The sequence below is a fragment of the Oceanobacillus salinisoli genome (assembly GCF_009733865.1).
In the GTDB taxonomy this organism is placed as follows: Bacteria; Bacillota; Bacilli; order Bacillales; family Amphibacillaceae; genus Oceanobacillus; species Oceanobacillus salinisoli.
In genome coordinates, this window is the sequence record NZ_WOFB01000046.1 from 1 (window position 1) to 17949 (window position 17949).

The 17949-nt window shown below is 38.3% G+C and carries 13 protein-coding genes, 1 pseudogene and 2 riboswitches; of the genes and pseudogenes, 6 read left to right on the forward strand and 8 right to left on the reverse strand.

Features of this window, described 5'->3' with window-relative positions:
- Positions 1–86: 86 nt before the first annotated feature.
- Both GMJ66_RS19700 and GMJ66_RS19705 read right to left on the reverse strand, forming a co-directional pair.
- On the reverse strand, positions 87–3179 hold the full coding sequence (locus tag GMJ66_RS19700) for an AAA family ATPase (RefSeq protein ID WP_156292026.1): 3093 nt from the start codon (positions 3177–3179) through the stop codon (positions 87–89).
- A 24-nt stretch (positions 3180–3203) separates the two neighbouring features.
- Positions 3204–4394 carry an exonuclease SbcCD subunit D gene (locus GMJ66_RS19705; RefSeq protein ID WP_156292027.1) on the reverse strand — a complete coding sequence of 397 codons (1191 nt, stop codon included), beginning with the start codon at positions 4392–4394 and terminating at the stop codon, positions 3204–3206.
- Positions 4395–4645: 251 nt separating this feature from the next.
- Here GMJ66_RS19705 and GMJ66_RS19710 point away from each other — a divergent pair, with 251 nt between their 5' ends.
- From GMJ66_RS19710 to GMJ66_RS19735, 6 genes are all read left to right on the forward strand, one after another.
- On the forward strand, positions 4646–5035 hold the full coding sequence (locus tag GMJ66_RS19710; RefSeq protein WP_197046774.1) for an SLAP domain-containing protein: 390 nt from the start codon (positions 4646–4648) through the stop codon (positions 5033–5035).
- 120 nt (positions 5036–5155) lie between these two features.
- Positions 5156–7486, forward strand: coding sequence for an RNA polymerase recycling motor HelD (helD, locus tag GMJ66_RS19715; protein ID WP_156292029.1), 2331 nt, complete (start codon positions 5156–5158; stop codon positions 7484–7486).
- Between the two features lie 295 nt (positions 7487–7781).
- Positions 7782–7884, forward strand: a riboswitch (TPP riboswitch).
- 101 nt (positions 7885–7985) lie between these two features.
- On the forward strand, positions 7986–8579 hold the full coding sequence (locus GMJ66_RS19720; RefSeq protein WP_156292030.1) for a YkoF family thiamine/hydroxymethylpyrimidine-binding protein: 594 nt from the start codon (positions 7986–7988) through the stop codon (positions 8577–8579).
- Positions 8580–8591: 12 nt separating this feature from the next.
- Positions 8592–9197 carry an ECF transporter S component gene (locus GMJ66_RS19725; RefSeq protein ID WP_156292031.1) on the forward strand — a complete coding sequence of 202 codons (606 nt, stop codon included), beginning with the start codon at positions 8592–8594 and terminating at the stop codon, positions 9195–9197.
- Positions 9178–10773, forward strand: coding sequence for an ABC transporter ATP-binding protein (locus GMJ66_RS19730; RefSeq protein WP_231514993.1), 1596 nt, complete (start codon positions 9178–9180; stop codon positions 10771–10773). Before GMJ66_RS19725 ends, GMJ66_RS19730 begins: the two co-directional genes overlap by 20 nt.
- Complete coding sequence (locus GMJ66_RS19735; protein WP_156292038.1) at positions 10757–11536, forward strand: energy-coupling factor transporter transmembrane component T family protein; 780 nt, start codon at positions 10757–10759, stop codon at positions 11534–11536. The genes GMJ66_RS19730 and GMJ66_RS19735 overlap by 17 nt, the downstream gene beginning before the upstream one ends.
- A gap of 138 nt (positions 11537–11674) precedes the next feature.
- Here the strand turns inward: GMJ66_RS19735 and GMJ66_RS19740 are convergent, their stop codons facing one another.
- From GMJ66_RS19740 to GMJ66_RS19765, 6 genes and pseudogenes are all read right to left on the reverse strand, one after another.
- Positions 11675–12889, reverse strand: coding sequence for a DUF5667 domain-containing protein (locus GMJ66_RS19740; protein WP_156292032.1), 1215 nt, complete (start codon positions 12887–12889; stop codon positions 11675–11677).
- Between the two features lie 83 nt (positions 12890–12972).
- Positions 12973–13057, reverse strand: a riboswitch (cyclic di-GMP riboswitch).
- 224 nt (positions 13058–13281) lie between these two features.
- Entirely contained in the window at positions 13282–13761 is a 480-nt protein-coding gene (locus tag GMJ66_RS19745) for a DinB family protein (RefSeq protein WP_156292033.1), read from the reverse strand.
- Between the two features lie 191 nt (positions 13762–13952).
- Positions 13953–14980, reverse strand: a pseudogene (gene splB / locus GMJ66_RS19750) (spore photoproduct lyase).
- On the reverse strand, positions 14973–15236 hold the full coding sequence (locus tag GMJ66_RS19755) for a transcriptional regulator SplA domain-containing protein (RefSeq protein ID WP_156292034.1): 264 nt from the start codon (positions 15234–15236) through the stop codon (positions 14973–14975). Before GMJ66_RS19755 ends, splB begins: the two are co-directional and overlap by 8 nt.
- A 309-nt stretch (positions 15237–15545) precedes the next feature.
- Positions 15546–16448, reverse strand: coding sequence for an ectoine hydroxylase (gene thpD, locus GMJ66_RS19760; protein ID WP_156292035.1), 903 nt, complete (start codon positions 16446–16448; stop codon positions 15546–15548).
- A gap of 278 nt (positions 16449–16726) precedes the next feature.
- A complete protein-coding gene (locus tag GMJ66_RS19765; protein WP_156292036.1) occupies positions 16727–17692 on the reverse strand; it encodes an MBL fold metallo-hydrolase in 966 nt (321 codons plus the stop codon).
- Between the last annotated feature and the right edge of the window lie 257 nt (positions 17693–17949).

The window sequence follows — 17949 nt, forward strand, 5'->3', positions numbered from 1 at the left end:
CAAAAACTTGAAAAAAGTATTTGACATTGTACGCTAAGCGATAAAAAAACAGGATTCCCTATTTCGGAACCCCGTTTTTTTTCAGCCTATTTAAGCACAAATCTCGTTTTACTATACCCTTCTTTTGTTTTGGCAACTTCCAATATAGCAGGAAACATATTTTTCAGGTCCTGTACATGGGAGATGACGCCTATCATTCGACCGGTTTGCTGTAGTTCAATTAATGTATCGATGGATTTATTTAAAGCTTCTTCATCCAGAGAACCAAATCCTTCATCAATAAACATCGTATCAATTGAAATATTTCCCTGGAAGCTTTGAATCACATCAGACATTCCAAGTGCTAGACATAGAGAAGCATTGAATTTCTCTCCACCTGACAATGTTTTCACATCACGTGTCTGTCCCGTATACGTGTCATAAACATCCAGTCCAAGCCCACTTTGCTTTCCATGCGACTCCTGACGATCGCTTCGAATTAAGTAAAACTGTCCATTCGATAATCGCTTCAACCGCTGATTAGCCGCTTCGATAATTCTTTCTAGATATTCGATTTGCAAGTATCGCTCAAAAGAAATCCGTTTATCATTCTGTCCTCGAATGATATCATGCAAATCAGTAATCGTAGCAAGCTGTTTCTCGTAATTTCTGACTAGCTCATCCAACTCAATAACGGTTGAAACAATTTTCGCAGATTCCTGGTAATACTTTTTAGATAAATTTAACTGATTTAGAGCTGATTCCGAAGCGTGCTTTAATTCAGTTAGTGTTTGTTCCAGTTTGGTTAAATCGACTCTTTCCTTCTCTTTGAGAGCATCTTGTAAATCATGTACTTGCTGCTTCACGGTAGATATTTCTTCCTTAAAGCGTTGAATCGATTCTTTTAGCTGCTGCCGGTCTGAATAAGATATTTTTGCCTGCTGATAAGACTGAACCGTTACAAATCCTGCATCTGAAAGCTGTGTTTGAAAAGCCTTTTCAGCCTGCTCTTTTTTTTCTTTCGTTTCTTCCAGCTGCTGCATTGCATGTTTTAAGTTTGCTGCTGTTTTCGTTTCCTCTTCCTTAGCTTTCTGTAATTGTTTTTGCGCTTTCTCCCAGGACTGTTCCAGTTTTAACTTATACTCGGAAGTTTCATGAAGAACTTTTTCAAGCACAGCTAGTTCCCGAACCGATTCTGGGATATTTTTCAACCTTTCTTCATAGCGAATTTTAGATGAATGATACTCCTCTTTTTGCTTTTGAAAAGCTTTATCTAGTTCTTCTTTCTTCGCTTCCAGCTGTTTGATTGCCGATAATTCTTTTTCGCTGGATTCCCGCCGTTTTCGTAGATCTTCATCAAGCTTTGTCAATTGCTCGACTTCCGCTTTTAGCTGTTTTCCTTGTTTAACTACTTCATCATATAGTTGAATAGCTTCTTCACTTTGGATGCCATATTGAAGGAGTTCTGTTTCCTTCTCCTCTTTATTCGCAACATTTGCCTCCAGCATCCCTGCAGCTTTTCGATAAAGACTTTCTTTTTCATCGAGTTTAATTTTTAAAGCATTAAGCTCTTCTTTTGTAATTATCTTTCCATCATTTATCGCTTTATCAGGATGTTCCGTATTGCCACAAACCGGGCATGCTTCTCCATCATGTAAATGTTCAGCCAGTATACTAGCCTGGCTATTTAGCCAAATGTCTTCCTTTTCTCGATAAGCTTCTTTGCATTGCGCATAGTCTTTTTCTTTATTGGCAGCATCCTTCTCAAGCTCAGCAATTTTGTTGATTAAATGAATATAACTCAGGAGCAGACGTCCCTTTTCCTTTAACTCAGTATACTGCTGCTGCTTCACATGAAACTGCGTTGTCCGTTCATCCAGCTCTTTAATTTTCAATCGATTATCTTCCGCTGCTTTATTTTTTTGCTCCACTTCTGCTTTGATTTGTTCAAAATTGGTGTGTGCTTGTTTTGCTTTGTTCTTCAGCGAGAATAACTGTTTTTTTAACGAATCCAGTTCCTGAACCATCGGCAACATATCTTTCAACCGATCCAGCTTATTACGAACATTCTCTCGTTCTTCTTTTTTATCCTCTTGTTCCCGATATGTTTCCTGTGCCAGCTGCAGCTGTTCATCAGCTTGTTTCTTGGCAGTTCCGGCTTTCTCAAGTAGTATGGATTTTTGCTTTTCTTCCTGTTGCCAGTTATTCACTTGTCTTTCATACACTTCAATCGTGCTTGCACGTTCTGCATCCGCTAATTTTTTTTCGTTTTCTTCATGGCGAGGGATTTGTTCCTCCAATTCCTTTAAGCGTACTTTTTTCTGATCTAATTCTATAAACCGATCATTTAAAGCCTTTGCCTGATAGTATTTGTCCTGCTGTTGATTATGCAACTTATAGGCGTCATCATATTTTTTCTGGTCGATTTCAATTTGATGAAGGTAAAAATTAACTTCTTCTTCCAGCCCAGATACAACTTGATTCACATTATAATGTTCCTCGGAAAGCACCTGAAATAACTGAGAGCCTTCCCGCTCCGGCAAACTGGTGTGAATACTTTGGATATGCTGGTCTCTCAATTGTTTTTGCTGATTAAAATTCTGATGTGCCTGCTGCTTTCGTTGCTTTAGACGTTCACCAATCTGTTTATATGACTCCGTTTTAAAAATTCTGCGCAGGATTTCTTCTTTATTTTCCGTTTCCGAGGTAAGAAGTTTTCGAAACTCTCCCTGAGGCAGCATAACAATTTGCTTAAACTGATCCTTCGTTAGACCAATGATGGACTCTACCTTTTTATCAATCTCGGTAACTATTTGCCGGTCAACACATGGAATCTCTTTGTCATCCAGCTTTTCATAAAACTCATATTTTTCCCCAGTCTTTGACTTATTTCCTTTTTTCACGTGTCCCAATTGTCGTAAAATTCGATACACCCTGCCATGCAGTTCAAACTCCAGTTCCACAGATGTATGGGTATCATCCTCAGCAAAATCACTGCGGAGCATCGCTTGATTTTCCCGGTCTGAGCCACTGGCACTTCCATATAATGCAAAAGAGATCCCATCGAAAATCGTTGTTTTACCAGCACCTGTATTTCCCGAGATAACAAATAGATGGTTTTGTTCGAGTTCTGCAAAATCGATCGTTTCACTGTATTTATAAGGTCCAAATGCTGTCATTGTTAATTTTAGTGGTCTCAATTAAGCTTTCTCCCTTCTTTATTCTTATTTCTGTACAGTTTCCGATTTGACTGGTGGGACTGCTTCATTCTCTTCTTTTAGCATTTCATCCAAAACCTCTTTAAAGAGACCTTCCGTATCTGCATGAGGTTCTGCTCCTTTCACTTCCTTATAAAACGCTTTGAAAAGGTCAAAATCACTCATACTGCTACGCCTTACCTCGCCTGATTCTCCGTCATGAATAAAGGGGACAGCAACATTTTTTCGTTCCACATGCATCGCATTGGGATAAACGGAACGAACCTTTTCCATTGGTGATAAAACTGGTGCTTCGTCAAGTAATCTTACAAAAACATAATCCTCATTCACCGGCTGCTGCAGCAATTCTTCCATGGTTGCTTCTACGATTCGAATATCCCGCCTTGGTGTGAGAAGACGCTTTTCAATGGATATATTCCCGTCTGCGTCCATTTCTACAACATGAAATCCTTTTTTATGACGCTCTTCTGACACAGAATACTTTAAAATAGAACCGGAATAACGAATTGTTTCATCCAATACAAAGTGGGCCTGGTGAAGGTGGCCTAGCGCAGTATAATGGAAGGCTTTAAAATGCTGGGCGTCGACGTATTCTGATCCACCAATAGAAAGTGGTCTTTCCGAATCACTAGTATTCTCCTTCTCTTCTCCAAATGGTGTAACGAACGCATGTCCAATATATACATGACGGGCATTTTGATCCATGTTTTGTTTCATTTGCTTGGTAATTTTCTCTGCAGCATCATTATGGGAGCGAATTTCACCGTCTTCCAATACTGTGCGAACAACACTTGGGTCACAATATGGGACAAGATGGAAATGAACCTCTCCATGCTCATCCTCTAATACAATCGGTTGGATGTCCTTCGTAAAATTGCCTGCGATATGAAATCCGTTTTTTTTCATAATGCCACTACCGAAATTTAACCTGCCTGGACTATCATGATTTCCAGCTACTGCAAGAACCGGTGTTTTCAATTTTAGTACGATTGTCTCCAACACCTCATTTAATAAGTGAACTGCTTCTGTAGGAGGAACTGCTCTATCATACAAATCTCCAGCAATAATAACAGCATCCGGTTCTTCTTCTTCAATCGCTTGAATAAATTGCCTTAGTACATAACGCTGATCTTCTGTCATGTATACACCTTGAACTAATTTCCCAAGATGCCAGTCTGCCGTATGAAAAAACTTCATCAAGTAAAACCCCTCTCTTTATTTTTACTATATATGGAAACTCTCTAGTTGTTTTTAGATTAATAGACTACAAAAATCTGCATAAATTTATTATATCATTGAAAGCCCCCCAGTAGGCCACCACATTTTACAGGAAAGTGCCTTAAGGGTGCCTGTCACTTCCCGGAATTTGTCGAATGAATGAGTTGGGAATTGTAGTTTATTCCTGTATGATAGGGGTATAGACTTATATGGTTATCAGAGGTGATAGAATGGTTCAGAAATTAGAATTTGAATCCGCATGGGACAGAACCGTAGCTGAACAGGATCGAGAGAAAATTAAACAGGCATTTAGTCAGGCAAAGAAACAGCTATCAGATGATGAGAGCATTCAATTTACACCGTTAAAATCAGCATTGAACCATAAAGGTGAATTATTAGTAACGACACTCGTTCACAACACGACCGGCGAGGGTTTTAGTTTTCTACAGCATGAAATAAGCTTTCAACAAAACGGCCATACTATAGCTACGCACGTCTTTTCCACCCCCTCTTTATGGATAGAGAAAAAAACGAGTATGCCCTGGACATTTATTTTTCCAGAACATCAAATAGATCGTCACAAAATCCCAGAAAACGGGATATTAATATTAGTGAAATAAATTCACTGTTTTGCAATTCATTATTCCGGTAAAAATGGATATTGTTCATTCTAATGAATAAATATGAAAGAAACACATAGAAAAAGCTATATAATGTATTTTGAACGGGGTTGATTTTTAATGAACCAAGAAACAGAAAATCAAACAGAAAGTCAAATAAAAGATCGCCAGGAAGAACAGCTCAGGCTAAATGAAGTTACCGAAGTAATCCATAAAAAACTGCAAGCCATACACCATAGCACATCTGGACTAAAGGAAAGCATTATTGATATACGCAAAGATTTCTGGGAAGATGTCACGGTTAATTTAGATGAACCGGATGACGTAATAGAAACCCAGGCAAGTCTGAAACAGCAAGCAGAATTTTTATCAGAGCGTGAACGATCTCACGGAAAAATGGATCGAGAACGAAAAATACTAGACCGGTTAAAAGACTCCCCCTATTTTGGAAGGATTGATTTTCAAGAAACTCAATCAGAAAATACAGAGAGAATTTATATTGGTACAGCTTCCCTAATGGATGAAAAGGATGAAAACTTCTTAGTTTATGACTGGCGTGCACCTATTTCCAGTATGTATTATGACTACGCACCAGGTCCTGCACAATACGATACCACCGATAATACGATAACCGGTGAAATTACATTAAAAAGGCAGTACATCATTCGCCAAGGTCAGATGAAAGGTATGTTTGATACGGGACTTACCATTGGTGATGGCCTCCTTCAGCAAGCGCTTGGAAACAATGCCAGTACTACGATGAAAAGCATCGTTGCAACCATCCAAAAGGAACAAAATAAAATCATTCGAAATGAGCGCAGCAATCTATTAATTGTACAAGGCGTTGCCGGTAGCGGCAAAACTTCTGCTGCATTGCAGCGGATCGCCTATTTGATGTATCGTTTTCGTGAAGAGCTGAATGCGAATAACCTTCTTCTCTTTTCACCGAATCCGTTATTTTCGAGTTACATTTCAAATGTACTGCCCGAATTAGGAGAAGCAAACATTAGTCAATCCACTTTCCTGGAATTTTTAAGGAAACGAATTGATAAAAATATATACATTGAATCTCCTTTTGAACAAATGGAATACACACTTACGGAAAAAGATGAGAAACAATATGATGCTCGAATTAAAAATATGGATTACAAGTCGAGTTTAGATTTTAAGCAAGTACTGGATGACTTTATTGCAAATTTAACGAAGAACGGAATTCTTTTCAAAAATATTAAATTCCGCGGCGAGATTCTTATCTCCAAAGAGGAAATTCAAGATTATTTTTATTCTCTTTCCCCGGAAATAGCGATTCCAAACAAAATGGAGCTTGTTTCCAAATGGATCCTAAGTGAAATTCGTAAACATCAACTGAAGGAAATTTACGAGGATTGGGTACTGGAAGAGGCTGAATTGCTGGATAAAGAAGATTACCAGGAAGCCTTTTTCAAGAGTCAAGATGCTTATGCTGATGAGAATGACCCTCTCCTGGAAGAATCATTATTACGAAAAGAGGTCATTAGACGCGCCTTTATCCCAATAAAAAAACAAGTCAAACGTATGAAATTTGTTCATGTGCTGGCAACTTTTCGGAGTCTTTTTGAGAATTGGACACCTAAAGAAAAGCCTTCCAATTGGGAGGAAATATGCAGCTATTCGATAAGCAGATTAAATCAGAAATATTTAACGTGGGAGGATGCGACACCTTACCTGTATTTTAAAGGGAGACTGCTTGGTGATGATGCAGACCGCTCCATCCGCCATTTATTTATCGATGAAGCACAAGATTATTCTGCTTTTCAGTTTGCCTTTATCCGACATATCTTCCCGTACACTAGAATGACATTATTAGGTGATGTCAATCAGGGAATTTATGCTTTCACAACTAGCAAGAACCCGCTTATCCCGGAAGCTGTGTATCATCGTCATGAACGAATTACGTTAACGAAAAGTTACCGTTCCACGAAAGAAATTGTAGAGTTTACCAAACAATTTGCACCAGGTCAGGCGTTAATCGAACCTTTTGAAAGGGAAGGCGAAAAACCTCTCCTCATTACGCTGAAGGATGAGGATGAATTTGTTGAAATACTGCTTTCTGACATTCAAAGACTTCGAAATAAAGGACATGAAACGATAGCATTAATTTGCAAAACAAAAGAGGAAAGCAATCGTATATATCAACTGTTGGAAGATAAAATCAGCCTATATCAAATTCATGAAGAAACATATGCCTTTGAAAAGGGATTACTGGTGCTTCCTGTCTATTTGGCAAAAGGAATTGAATTTGATGCCGTCATTATACCGGATTCTTCTGATACACAGTACAGTCAGGAGACTGACCGCTCCCTATTCTATACTGCTTGCACAAGAGCAATGCATGATTTAACAATGATATCATCAGGAAAACCCTGTATGTTTCTTCAGGAAGCTAAAAAAGATACCTTTCAGGCGGGATAATCTCCCGCCTTTTTTGTACATTGGAAAACGTCTAACATTCTAGCCGGGAAGTGGGTTTGACGCAGATAAAAATTTAAATGTCCTAAGTAAAAGAGGTTGTTCAAATGTCCGATAAAATGCACTGTTAAGCTTTGACGTGAAACTTACTTGTCTTACTATCTTCCGCAAGCCTTATCATGGATGAGTGAGAAAGTTTTAATTTTCTTAACTCCTATAAATTTTTTTAAATTCTATCTAACCCCTTTACAAAATAAGTAAGTATGTTTATCCTTAATGTATAAAATTGCATATCCAAAATTGGCACTAGGGGAGCTGCAGAATGTGGCTGAGAGGATGATGTCTGACCCTTATTACCCGATCTAGATAATACTAGCGTGGGGAAGTGCGGTTCGCTGTATGTTAGCTTACATATCTAATCTATATAAATACATACGTGCAAACTGCATTCCCCTGAGGAGTGCAGTTTTTTTAATTCCCATTATTTAGGAGGAGATATATGATGAGTAATAATCATTGTGGAACAAGCAGAATTGCAGGTTGTCAGTTTACACTTTATCCAATGAGTGATCACTTTGTAGACATTATCCTTTCCGCGCTGGAAGAAGTGGATACATCAAAGGTTTGGAAGGAAACAGATGATGTTAGTACTTGTATTCGCGGCAAAATGGTTCATATTTTTGATGTAACAAAAGCTATTTTTCTTCATGCGGCCAAGACAGGCGAACACGTTGCCATGAGCGGTACGTTCTCCATCGGGTGCCCTGGGGATACGGAAGCAGATGCATATATGGATGAAACGGACACTCCTTTAAACGAAGAAAAATCCTTATCCATTACACAGCAAGCCGGGTGCAAATTCGCACTCTATCCAATGGGAAGAGAAGACTATATGGATGCAATTTATGAGCAGATTGATTTATCGAAACATCGCAATGTCCATGTAAGTTCTACCCATTATGCAACGAGATTGGATGGAGATGTTCACGATATTTTTCAAGCCCTCCAACAATCGTTTGAAAGTGTTCAGGAAAAAGTATCGCATGTAACGATGACGTTTAGCATTTCAGCAAACAGTCCATCTAATCAATCATAAGGAGTTGATCATATGACAAATCAATGGAAATTAAAAGAAATAGTCCTCATGTCGATTTTAGGTGTTGTTTTTGGGGTTATATATTTGCTTTTCTTCCTTGTTGGTCAAGGAATCCGTAACATTCTTGTCCCATTCGGTCTTGCACCGTTTGGCTATGAAATTATCTTTGGTGTCTGGTTTATCGTTTCAATTATTGCAGCATATATTTTGCGTAAACCTGGTGTCGCTTTTACAGCAGAAGTGATTGCTGCAGTTGTGGAAGTGTTGCTTGGGTCTGCTGCAGGGCCAGCTCTCATTCTTACCGGTATCATTCAAGGGGCGGCTGCAGAACTTGTATTTGCTTTAACAAAATGGAAGGACTACAGATTACGGATTTTAATTTTATCAGGAATGTCAGCGGCTTTGATTAGTTTCGTTTGGAACCTATATTCATCTGGTAATATTGCGCTAGCACCTGGTTTACTTATAGCCATGCTAATCGTTCGTCTAATTAGCGGAGCGTTATTAGCCGGTGTACTTGGAAAATGGATTAGTGACCAGCTCGCTAAAACAGGGGTACTTCGCGGCTATGCATTAGGAAAGGAGCTGCAAAAGAAACGTGAGACAGGAGCAGCATAATCGAACAGCCATGCTTCAAGTCGAAAATTTTTCCTTTGACTATGAAAATATTGAAAAGCCATTGGTGGATCAGCTATGTCTGACTTTATACGAAAATGAAGTTACCTTATTGATGGGTGCAAGTGGTTCCGGAAAAAGCAGTCTGGCTCTTTGTTTAAATGGGCTGTATCCTGATGCTGTTGAAGGATTTTCCTCTGGTGATATTTATTTTCACGGCAAAAACATTCGCGATTTAAAAAAGGGTGAATTAAATCAACATATTGGGTTCGTTTTTCAGGACCCGGAAAGTCAATTTTGTATGATTACGGTTGAAGATGAACTTGCTTTTACGTTAGAAAACAGAAAAATCCCTGGATCTGAAATGTCTGCTTGCATTTCAGAGGCTTTACAAGCTGTTGGAATGGAAGATTTTAAAAATAATAAAATTCATGAGCTATCTGGCGGACAAAAACAAAAAATCGCTTTAGCTGCGGTTCTTTTGCTTGAACCGGAATTACTAATCCTCGATGAACCAACGGCAAACTTAGACCCTGTTTCCAGTCTGGAATTTATCGGACTAATAAAAAGGATTCAAAAAGAACGGGGGCTGTCTGTCCTAATCATTGAGCACCAGGCAGATGACTGGCTGGAACTCGTTCACCGTGTCATTGTCATTGGGAAAGATGGAAAAGTAATAGCAGATGAAGATGCAGAAGCTCTTTTTTCTGAGAAGCAGCAGTTATTAAGGCAGGAAGGCGTATTTTTACCTAAACAATTTACCGATTCTTCCGGATTAGAGTGGAAGGGAGATTCACCCCCTCTGCCGACAAATGAAATCATTCTATCCATGGAAAACATGACGTTTAATCGAAAGGGCCAATCGATACTAAAAGAGATTAACATGGAATTATACCGTGGCGAATTTATTGCTGTTATCGGGGAAAATGGGGCTGGAAAATCGACACTGCTCCAATTAATGGCTGGATTATTGACTCCAAAAAAAGGCAATATTTCCTTTATGAATCAACCGATTGAACGGTGGAACGAAAATGAACTAAGGAAACGAATGGGCTATGTTTTTCAAAATCCGGAACATCAGTTTATCACTGATACCGTTTATGACGAACTTACATTTGGTATGAAACTGAATGGATATACCGAAGAAGAACTAGAAGTAACCGCAGCTCATTTAATGAAACAATATCACCTGGAAAAACATCGATACAGCAATCCATTTTCTTTAAGTGGTGGACAAAAAAGACGTCTAAGTGTGGCAACCATGCTTGATGAAACGCCAGATTTATTATTGTTTGATGAGCCTACTTTCGGTCAAGATGCATCGACAACACAGGAACTCATGCATATGATTAGGCAATTAAAAGAAAATGGAACGACCATTGTATTTATCACCCATGATATGGATATTGTTGATATGACAGATCGAGCTTTTGTCCTTTATAACCAGGAGTTTGCTTTTGCTGGGGAACCAGATAAACTATGGGAACAAGAACATATTTTACAACAGGCCCGATTACGTTTGCCATATCGAATTCGGAAACAGCAAGAGGCAGGTGTTGTTTATGATCTCGTCCATTAATCCAACGATAAAAGCCTTTGCCGTGTTAATCCCGGGAATATTGCTCGGTTTCACATTTGATGTTTTTACACCCTTAGTTTACTTTATTTTTATCCTTTTGGTTACTTTTACTTTAACTGATATTCCTGTAATAAAATGGATGAAAATATTTAGCCCATTTCTATTGGTTGCCCTTGGCTTTGCATGGATGACTACCCTTTATGCAAATCAAACCTTTTCCTATGGAGATGTCCTTTTTAGTCTGTGGGGGATTGAAGTAACGACAGGAAGTATTCTAACGGGAATCAGCCTTGCTTTTCGTTCGCTTTGTTTTGTAGCACTTTCCTTGCTGTTTGCGTTAACAACCGATTCAACAAAATTCATGCTAAGTTTAATGCAACAGTGTAAACTTCCCCCTAAAATTACGTATGGAGTCTTGGCCGGATATCGGTTCTTGCCTATATTTCAGCATGAGCTTCAGATTTTAAGGCAAGCTCACCGCATTCGCGGCATAGGAAGAACCCGAGGGATAAAAGGAAGGTTGAATCAATTCCGCAGATATTCCATTCCTTTACTGGCAAATGGGATCCGAAAAGCGGAAAGGGTTGCGATAGCCATGGAATCGAAAGGATTTACAGGGGACACAGATCGTACCCATTATCATAAGATGACGGTTGAAAAAAAAGACTGGCTTTTTTTTGCAATGATTGTAGGAACATTTGTAGTCGTTGTCGGCATGTCCTACTACTTTGGATATTTAAATATCTTCGGAAAACAGTTCTAGGTGTTGATGCCATTTGGTGCCTGTCACTTCCCGGATTTTGTTAAAATTTGTCGAACGAATAACAAATGGGGTTGTCCTTTTTCTGTTAAGTGCAAAAAACCCGAACAGTATATATTACTGTTCGGTTTTTTTAAAGCATTAATCCTCTTCTGTTTTGCTTTCTCTCTTGCCTTTATTTTCCTGCTGCTTTTGTTTTCCTGTTTGCTGTTTTTCTTCTGCTGCCTGTTTATTTTCAGCCGCTTTTTCTTTAGCTACTTCTTTTGCTTGTGGAACAGCTTTTTCCACTTCTTGCTTTACTTCAGTCTTTATTTCTTTAGCTGCTTCTTTTTTTGCCTGAGGTTCTTCTTGTTTCACTTCTTCCACTTTTTCTTTTACTTTTTCTTGAACTTTAGGTTTTGCTTGAGGTTCTGATTTAATTTCTACCTTGACGGAAGTTGCTTTCTCTTCTTTTTCCACTTCTTTTGTTGTTCCATCGGCTTCCTTCTCTACCTTTTCTAAATTCTCTTCAGTATCAGTATTTTCCACATCGACTGATTTTTGTGCCCTTTTCTCAGCCTGTAGCATTTTCTTCTCAATTTTCTTTCCTAATCTCTCTTGTGCTTTGACAATATTATTTTGTAATGCTGCTTTAGCAGTTGGATTTTCTACTTTATCCATTGCAGTAGTTAATGCAAGAAGGTTTGCAGAAAACTTTGCTTCTAATTCTTCACGAACTGGATCAATTGGGCCTTCTTCAACATCTGTATCACTCGCAGATTCTTCAGCCACTTCTTCATTTTCAGCAGTTTCTTCAATGGAACCTTCATTATCTGCACGTTTCTCTTCATATATTGCTAAAGCTTGTTCTTGTTGCTCCAATGCTTTCTGTAAAACTTCTGATGCTAACTCTTCTTCCCCTTGTGCAAGTAAAGCTTCTGCTTCCCTAATACGTTCTTCCGCAAATTCTGCTAATAATTCCATTTCTTTTACTTCATTTAAGGTTAGTGCGAGTTGAACATTTTCCCATAATTTTTTTGCAAAATAGAAAAAGTCTCCAGGAAGTAAAGAAGGGTCTTCTACTGTTGTTTCCTCTGAATCTATTTCAGTAGTTTCCTCATCAACGACTACCTCTCCCTCTTCTAATTCATATAAATCTGTTTCACTCGGCTCTGCAGCTTCCTCTGTAGATGGCAATTCTTGAACTTCTTCACCTGCCATTGTTTCCTCTACTGATTCAACTTGTTCAGCTGTTACATCCACTTCCGTCTGTTCTATCCCCTCATTCTCTTCAGCAAGAGCTGTACCTGTCCCTAAATGGATGGATATCAGGAATGCAGCTGTACCAGCTACCAATATACTGCTAAATTTGAACATAAAAAAACCTCCTAAAATCAAATAAATATTTGAAATCAGAAGAATCTTGAATCAACTCTGTATGTAAGAGCCGCTCTCCACTCTTCAGCAATCCAGCCACCATAGTGTAATCACCTTAGGCCTGTGACTTTGCGTATCTACCTTTCAATAGATTTGCCTTTTTCAAATGAGAACGATTGCCTTAACTATTTCGTTCATCACATAAATAAATATACTCTAAAACTATGAACATGTATATACTTAAATTTTACCAACTAGGTGCCTGTCACTTCCCGGATTTTGTTACTTTATGTCGAACTAAAATCTACACTCGATTTCACTCATTCTATGTTTTAAAACGAAAAAAAACCGAACTATGCCTGTAATTGGCACACATTCGGTTTCTTCCCACTTTATTTTCCTTGTTCTTCTTTTGTTGGTCCCATGACACCCGGGACATTCAAACCTGCTTGACGAAGCAATACGGTCATTTGTCCTCTATGATGTGTTTGATGGTCAATAAGAACTCTAAGCAAAGCACCTTTTGGAGCGGGATTACCATGATTATCAACATTCTCCTCCAGCTTTTCATCTGTAAGAGTTTGTTCTACTTCCCTTTTTACATCTTCTGCAATATTTTTGTACTGTACGACAATTTCACTTGCTTTTTGTGGAACTGTTCCCGGATCAACTTTAGACTTCACATCTAAACCTACTAACCCAGCAAAATATGCTGGAGCGGTTGCTAAATGCCATCCTATCCACCCTACTGTGTTATGTCCTTCCACAATCGCTTGTCCCAATTTTTCATCTGTGAGTGACTCAAGTACCTTAAGAGTACCTTGGGAAGCTTGAGTCCAATCCTGTAAAAAATCATTTACTTTTCTGTACATTGTAAATCTGCTCCCTTCATTTGTTCAAGACTAAAAGTACAACATCTTATAACCATATTATACTGAACACGCACATCCCAAGTCTAATTAATTGTTTGGTGCCTGTCACTTCCCGAAATATGTCGGATTATATTTCCAACCTGTTTTTTGGACTGTATTTTAAAACCCGAACAGTTTCTGAGCCATTCGGGTTAAGTGAAATATTCAATCTTTGATTCCGGAAAATACTTAGAAATATAAGATCCCAATGTATCTTTAATATCTTCTTGTTCTTCATCCTGATAAACATATTTCCAAATTCCATATTTCCCCCATTTTGTTTTCCGTTTTGATTCATCGAGTTCTAGTTTTGTCATTGGGTAATTTTCCTGAATGACACGCTTTGCCGGCTTTGTAAATCGGTGCTGAATCATTTCAAACGTTAAATCTTTTCTGGCAAATACAGGTAATGCAGCTTCCAATTTTTCAAACATCTCCCGGTAACCCTCTTGCCATCCATCATGTAAGTAAATTGGAGCAACAATAAACCCCAATGGATAACCCGCTCTGCCACTTTCACAGCTGCTTCAATTCTTTCATTTAATCGGGATGTACCAGGTTCAAAATATTTTATAATATAGTCGTCATTAATACTAAAACGAAAACGTGTCCGCCCATTATGTTTGGCATCCAGCAAATGATCAACATGAGCAAATTTTGTCACAAACCGAAGCCTACCATGATCCGAATCACCAAAATATTCGATCGCCTTCTTTAATGTATGGGTTAAATGATCAACCCCTACAATGTCAGATGTACAGGATGCTTCAAAACGAGTTGGTTTAGGTGCTCGCTCTCTCATATATCCTTCTGCAGCATCGAAAATCTCATCCACGTTTACATATGTACGAATATAAGGTTTGCTGCCCATTGTCGTTTGCAAATAGCAATAATGACAATGTCCCATACAACCGGTAGCAAACGGAATGGCATACTCCGCGGAAGGTTTGGAAGTATCAAATTTTAATGTTTTCCGAACCCCAACAACTAACGTAGATTTTGCTGTACGATATTTTTGAAAATGATTTTCTCCTGGCAAATTACGGATTTGATTGTGGGAAGTCGTTTGCCTGATTTCGATTCCCATTTCATCAAATTTATCGATTAATTCTTTTCCAAGCGGATATTCTAGTGCACGCGGCTCAACATAAACCAGCTGAGGAACAAACGGCTTAACCATAATAATTCGTTTCCCCTGTTTCTAAATCTCCAAATGCCTCTTTATATGCTGCTTCAGCCTCTTCTTCTGATTTAAACAAAGCAAACTCATCTGACAATGGATAGTAATTCTCATGTAAAAAAAGCGCCAATTCATTTGGATTATCCGGATTCTCTACAATAGCAGCTTGTTGAACATGAGCCACATCCTGGGCATGGGGATTACGAATAATCATATAAACGACCTCACCCGCCCTAAATTCCTGATTTACATCCACATTATCACCTAACCTTTTAGTATATTTGAAAATTAGTATTCCCCAACCAAACAGGAAATATGTGGTTTTGGTGCCTGTCACTTCCCGAATTTTGTCGATAAATATATGTATTTGTTGCTTATATAATTAAAGATTTTTAAATCCAATCAGTTTCTTGCACCATTCGTGTAAAACATTCAAGTGTCGCTTCATGTCCAGGTGATAAAATAAGATGCCCTAAAGGTATACTTTAGAACATCTTGATATTTCAATCATTCATTTATTATGCCAGCTAATATTCGGGAAAGTTTCCCTATTCCTGTCCTATATCTAACTACTTGTAACTACTGATTTCACACCTTCACGTACCGCAATATATTCAGGACGCGGTTTTCTGCCGGAGAAAGGTTCAACCAATTGATTTTTTACACTGTTATATACCATAAATAAATTATTACGTGGAAATGGTGTCATATTACTTGTTGAACCGTGCATCGTATTACACTCAAATAATGTAATCGAGCCCGCACGTCCAGTCGGAACGGAAATTCCACCACACTTCTCTGTTAACCAGCGCAGACTGTCTTGATCTGGTACTCCAAGTTTTTGTTTTTTCAATGATTCCTTATAATTATCATCCGGCGTTTCCCCTACACAACTCACATAGTAGTTCTGGGACCCAGGTATCATCATCAAAGGCCCGTTAAACGTGTAATTATCAGACAAGGCAATCGACACACTAACTGCCCTCATTCTTGGCATACCATCTTCTACATGCCATGTTTCAAAATCGGAATGCCAATCAAATTCTTTCCCTTTAAAGCCGGGTTTATAATTGATACGGGATTGATGTATATAAACGTCGCTGCCAAGTAAATGGTTTACTATGTCCAGTATACGCTGATCATTTGCCACGTCCTTAAAATAATTATCATCCTGATGGACATGAAAAATCGAGCGAATATCATCACTTTCTGGTTCGCGGATCACTTTCTCAGAAGTTGAATTCTTATTGGAATCCTGCAATTCAAAAATAGCGTTTTGCAAATGGGAAACTTCTTTTTCAGTAAAGAAATCTTTTATTTGCAAAAATCCGTTTTGTTCATAGGAGTCCACCTGTTCTTTTGTAAGAGGTGATGAATTATCTTTGGATCGATCCGTATAAATTACCGGGTCCTTCCTTTCCAGAATCTCAGCCTTCGCATTCTTTCTTGAAGGATAAAGATCTTCCATTAAAATCACTCCTCATAAAGATTTTAGATCTTCCAAGTTCCTTCCTTGAAATCAGTCAGGATAATCACTACTGGCATTTTCTTTTTTGGAAACTTTCCCATATTGCGACGTCCATCCAGAATAATAACATAATTAATCCTAATATACAAACAATTCAGAGATAATTTATGGTGCCTGTCACTTCCCGGTTTTTGTCGAAATTTGTGCTATACTCACCCCTTGCTACAAACAGAAAAAGACCGGATGTTGCCTCACTGCGGTCCGGTTTCCTTTTTCCTTTACTCTTTAACAGAGTAATGCCATACCCCGTTTTTCATTTCCTTTTTTATTTGCTCGTTCGCTTCCAAATAATCTAAATGACCAATGATTTCGGACATAACGAGTGAAAATTGTTTAGCATAAATTTTCTTATAGTACGATTTTGCTAAACCATTTCCTGTTGAAATACCTTCTCTGATAAGATTTTTGAACTTCTCCGCTTTCCGTTCGATTCCCCCTAACCTTCTATCAATCAATACCTTAGGTTCCTTAATCAAAACTCCATGACCTGGATAAATTTGCTTCAAATTCAGATTTCGTATCTTTTCCAATGATTTCTTATGCTGAATCAAAGTCGGAAGCCGCTCTCCAGAATGATCTGGTTCTACTAATGCATTACTGGATATGTGATCAATAATCAAATCTCCAGCTATCATCTCTTGATTTGCTTCATTATATAAAGCAATTTGATCAGGAGCATGGCCAGGCACATGCAGTACTTCAAATCCAAGCTGGCTCGATCCAATCGGATTTATATCGGCGTGAATAGATTGATTGCGATTCTTTTCTATCGATTCTCTTAAAAAAGCAACACGTTTATCCCCTGCTTCCCCACATCCCATTTCTTTATATAATTTCATATAAAATTCCACTCTCATCTCCATAAATGCACGATCCCTTTTCAATCGCGGAATCGCTTCTTCATGGGCGAAAACAGGGATTGGATGTTTTTCAGTAATCGGATTGACTAACCCGACATGGTCATAATGGTTATGTGTTAGAATTATTTCCGCAATATCCTCCACTGAAAAGCCGTTCTCGTATAATGTTTTATGTAAGGCATTCATGAAATCCTCATTATGAATTCCGGCATCAACCAATACAAGGGATTGATCTGTCTTTACGAGATAAAAGTTAACCGTTCGTAAATTGGTTGAATCATCCACCATGATAGGAAAAATCTCGTACGTTTCTTTCCATTCCATGCAAAGTGACCCCTCTCATTTTTACCTTTCTTTCATTTACCTACTTCAAAATTCTACATTTCCGCACTCTATTCCTTTTTTATAAATGAAATCTTTTTTGTTCAAAATCAAAGTGTTATGTAATACATGTTGCCTTCTCCTTTGAGAGGATTCCACTAGCGTATAGACCAGGATTGAAAATAGTTATTTTAGAGGATGTTTAAAAAGTCCGGTGAAAATGACACATCGAAAGGGGACCTTCGACTAAGTACCGACAC